The sequence below is a fragment of the Zavarzinia sp. genome (assembly GCF_041650655.1).
Classification (GTDB): domain Bacteria; phylum Pseudomonadota; class Alphaproteobacteria; order Zavarziniales; family Zavarziniaceae; genus Zavarzinia.
On record NZ_JBAZKR010000211.1, the window covers coordinates 1 to 3,541 of the forward strand.

Below are 3,541 nucleotides of genomic sequence, written 5' to 3' on the forward strand. Positions count from 1 at the left end.
TGTCATTGATGAACAGGTTGCGGCCGGCGAGGAAGTCTTCGTTGCGGATGTTGAGCGTGGAGGCGACGAATCCGGCCGTATCCACCCGACCTCCCGGACCGACCAGAATGCCGGCCGGATTGACCAGGAAAACGCGACCGTTGGAACTTAGCGTGCCGTAAATAACGGTCGGATCGCTCAATACCCGGTTCATGACGCTGCTTGAGGCAGCTGTCTGGGCGAAGTGAGTGGTCTCGCCGGCCTGGATCGAGAACTTGTCCCAATTGATGATCGCGCCGTTGCTGTTCGTCACCGTGAGGACGCTGCCAGCCTGATTGAAACTGGCGGTGCCGGCGATAACGGTCGGATTCAACGGGTTCGACAGCACCGGGGCGGCGACCAGCCACGCACCGACGGCGGCCAGTCCCAGGAGGACAGCCTTGGTGGGTCGGGGCGAGTTACTGCGGAGATCGTTGTCGTCGTTCATGGGCAAATGCCAAACAAATCTCTTTTTACCACAATACCCATTGCATTAGAGTGGATTGGATCAATTGCTCGGTTGTTGCCACGCACAAGGCCCGAAGCAAAAAACCTAGGCGCCGGACAACGCCCGCACGCCGAGCAGCACCGCCATGCCGGCGATGAACGGCAGCCACGGATTACGCGACAGAATCGCAGCGGCAACGGCTGCGATAACGCCGGCCAGTTTCGGATTGAGCGGCGCGAAGTCGCCGGAAACCACCAGCACGTCGGGCACGACGATCGCGGCAAGCGCCGCCGCCGGCGCATAGCGCAGCGCGCGCTGCACCACGGACGGCAGCCGCACCCGGCCGCCGAGGACGATGAAGCTCGCCCGCGGCAATGTCGTCGCCAGTCCGAGCAGGACGAAGGTCAGCCACAGCGTCGCCTCCGCGCTCATGCCGTTTTCGCCTTGCCGTGCCAGTGCTCGGCGGCGAAGCCGGCGGCGATGCCGACCACGATCGCGACGATCAGCCCCAGGCGCAGCGGCATGCCGCGCAGGAGTATTGCCGCCGCGCCGCTGCTGAGGGCGGCGACCAGCATCGGCCGCAGCCTTGCCAGCGGCACCAACAGCACCAGCAAGGCGATGGTGGCCATGAATTCCAGCGACCAGTGCTTCGGAATCGAGCCCGCGGCGAACACGCCGATCAGGGCGAAGACCTGCCACAGCGCCCAGGACCAGAGCGAGGGTGCCAGGTAGTAGCCGAGCCGCCAGTGCGGATCGTCGACCGCGAGCATCTTCTCGAAGCAGCAGGCGAAGACGCCATCGGTCAGCAGGTGTCCCGAATACCAGCGCAGCGGTGCGCCGATACCGCGAAAGCCCTGGGCGATGGCGGCGCTGAAAATGATGAAGCGGAGGTTCAGCGCCAGCGCAGTAACCGCGATGAGCCACAAGGGCGCGCCGATCCCGATCAACGGCAGCGTGCCGAGCTGCGCGGTGCCGGCGAAGACGATGACGTTCATGCCCATGGCCTGTACGGGCGTGAGGCCGGTGCTGATCATGGCCATGCCGGTGACCAGCGCCCAGGGAATCAAACCCACCGACATCGGCAGAAAGCTGCGGAAACCCTCGCGGGCGCCGGCGCGAAACGACGAACTTGGCATCACGGAAGATCGGAACGGGATTGCCGCGCATTTTAGGTGAATATTCACCGCCGTCCTGCCGGCGCCGACTCTTCGGCTTGCGCGCCGGCATGAGAAGCAACCGCCGGCCAGGCAGTAGAATTCGGCCTCCTTCCGGCGGGGCCGCTCCATGACACTTCGTATCGCCATCAATGGCTATGGCCGCATCGGCCGCTGTTTCCTGCGCGCCCTGCAGGAGTCTCCCTTGCGCGAGGAGATTGCGGTGGTGGCCATCAACGAGCCGGCGGACATCGAAAGCATGGCCTACCTGACGCGTTTCGATTCGACCCACGGCCGCTTTCCGGGCACGGTCGAAGTCGATGGGGAGCAGCTGCGCATCGACGGCAAGCCGATCCGGGTATCCCATGCCCGCACGCCGCACGGCGTGGATTGGCGCGGACTGGGAATCGACCTGCTGGTCGAGGCCTCCGGCCGTTACGCGAGCCGCGCCGAGCTGGAGGCCTTTCTGGCGGCCGGCTGCCCGCGGCTGCTGCTCTCGCATCCGGGGCACGGCGCCGGCGACGTCGACCGCACCATCGTTCTCGGCAGCAACCATGAATCGCTCGACGGCGGCGAACGCATCGTCTCGGCGGCTTCCTGCACCACCAATGCGATCGTGCCGGTGCTGTCGATTCTCGATGCGGCCTTCGGCATCGAACATGCGCTGATGACGACGCTGCATTCGGTGATGAACGACCAGCCGCCGATCGACGGCTACCATCACGCCGATCCGCGCCGCACCCGCTCGGCGATGCAGTCCATGATTCCGGTCGCCACCGGCCTCGCCCGCGGCGTCGCGCGCCTGCTGCCCCAGCTCGCCGGCCGGATCGAGGCGAAGTCGATCCGCGTGCCGGTGACCAACGTCTCGGCCATCGACCTGGTGGCGACGCTGACCCGCGGCACCCAGGTCGCGGAGATCAACGCCTGTTTGCGTCAGGCCGTCGAGGCGGGCTTTCCGGGCCAGCTCGCCTACAGCGAGGAAGCCCACGCCTCGATCGACTTCAACCACAGCCCGCAGTCGGCGATCATCGACGCCAGCCAGACGCGGATGAGCGGCCCGCATCTGGCCAATCTGCTGATCTGGTTCGACAACGAGTGGGGCTTCGCCAATCGCATGCTCGAACTGGCGGCGTTCTGGGCGGGCCGCCTGGGCCGCGCGACGGACTGAGCGCCGCCGGAACTTGCGGATGGCCTAGTCCGGGCTATGCGGCAAATCGGCTTGCCGGACCTCGCGCCCGGCGCGGTGGCGCTCCTGCAAGCGGGGATCGCAGAGCAGCGCCGCGCGATAAACCCGCAGCGCGACGTGCGCGTCATTGGCGGCGTACAGCATCTGGCGTTCCGTCAGCCGCGGATTCGCCCAGTTGGAGGTGGTCGTCCTTCTGGATTTCTGCAGGCGCCGGCCGAAGAACTGCGCCACGGCAGTCTTGGCGCCAAGCGTCTGCCCCGGCTTTTCGCTGCGCAGCGCGCGAGAGAGATCGAGGATGTTGCGCGCCTCGATCTGCAGGCGCGCATGCAGTTGCGCGAGGTCGCTGCCGAGCCCGAAGCCGACCTTGAGAATCCGCTTGGACTCGAGGATGGCCTTCAAGCCGTGGTCTTCCGGCAATTGGCCGACCGGAAACAGGTAGACGCGGCTCTCGGTCGCCAGCTGTATCAGGTGCGGCCCGGTGGACACTTCGGCCTTCCTGAAGGTCGGCTTCGACTCCGTGTCGAAGCCGATGACGTCTTCCGCCAGCAGGGCCTCGCGCGCCTCGGCAGCGCCGTGCGGCGAAACGACCAGCACGATGTCGCCGATCGACACGCCCTCGTAGGGCGGGAGTTCCGGCTCGGCGGCGGCGGGAGGGAGGGATTCGGGAAGCATGGTCGCAAGTCGGTCTACAATTGGCATACTTTACCGCCTGAGTCCCTCCGCATGGCTGATACC

5 protein-coding genes are annotated in these 3,541 nt (G+C 66.2%); 1 reads left to right on the forward strand and 4 read right to left on the reverse strand.

Annotation, left to right across the window (positions count from 1 at the left end; all coding sequences use genetic code 11):
- The 3 genes from WC493_RS22345 to WC493_RS22355 form a co-directional block, all read right to left on the reverse strand.
- Positions 1-466 (reverse strand): filamentous hemagglutinin N-terminal domain-containing protein (locus WC493_RS22345; RefSeq protein WP_373068685.1); only part of this gene is annotated, 466 nt, incomplete at its 3' end.
- 105 nt (positions 467-571) lie between these two features.
- A complete protein-coding gene (locus WC493_RS22350; RefSeq protein ID WP_373068687.1) occupies positions 572-898 on the reverse strand; it encodes an AzlD domain-containing protein in 327 nt (108 codons plus the stop codon).
- Positions 895-1,752: an AzlC family ABC transporter permease gene (locus WC493_RS22355; RefSeq protein WP_373068689.1), complete on the reverse strand. Its 858-nt coding sequence runs from the start codon at positions 1,750-1,752 to the stop codon at positions 895-897. Before WC493_RS22355 ends, WC493_RS22350 begins: the two co-directional genes overlap by 4 nt.
- Between WC493_RS22355 and WC493_RS22360 the strand changes: the two genes are divergently transcribed.
- Positions 1,751-2,788, forward strand: coding sequence for a type I glyceraldehyde-3-phosphate dehydrogenase (locus WC493_RS22360; RefSeq protein ID WP_373068691.1), 1,038 nt, complete (start codon positions 1,751-1,753; stop codon positions 2,786-2,788). The two genes, WC493_RS22355 and WC493_RS22360, sit on opposite strands and share 2 nt — an antisense overlap.
- Before the next feature lie 24 nt (positions 2,789-2,812).
- Here WC493_RS22360 and WC493_RS22365 read toward each other — a convergent pair whose 3' ends face one another.
- Entirely contained in the window at positions 2,813-3,478 is a 666-nt protein-coding gene (locus tag WC493_RS22365; protein ID WP_373068693.1) for a 3'-5' exonuclease, read from the reverse strand.
- Positions 3,479-3,541: the final 63 nt, after the last annotated feature.

Excerpts from the sequence above, each read along its gene's own strand:
- WC493_RS22350 (WP_373068687.1), bottom strand. The coding sequence starts at position 898 with ATGAGCGCGGAGGCGACGCTGTGGCTGACCTTCGTCCTGCTCGGACTG.
- WC493_RS22360 (WP_373068691.1), top strand. The coding sequence starts at position 1,751 with ATGACACTTCGTATCGCCATCAATGGCTATGGCCGCATCGGCCGCTGT.
- WC493_RS22355 (WP_373068689.1), bottom strand. The coding sequence starts at position 1,752 with ATGGAGCGGCCCCGCCGGAAGGAGGCCGAATTCTACTGCCTGGCCGGC.
- WC493_RS22365 (WP_373068693.1), bottom strand. The coding sequence starts at position 3,478 with ATGCTTCCCGAATCCCTCCCTCCCGCCGCCGCCGAGCCGGAACTCCCG.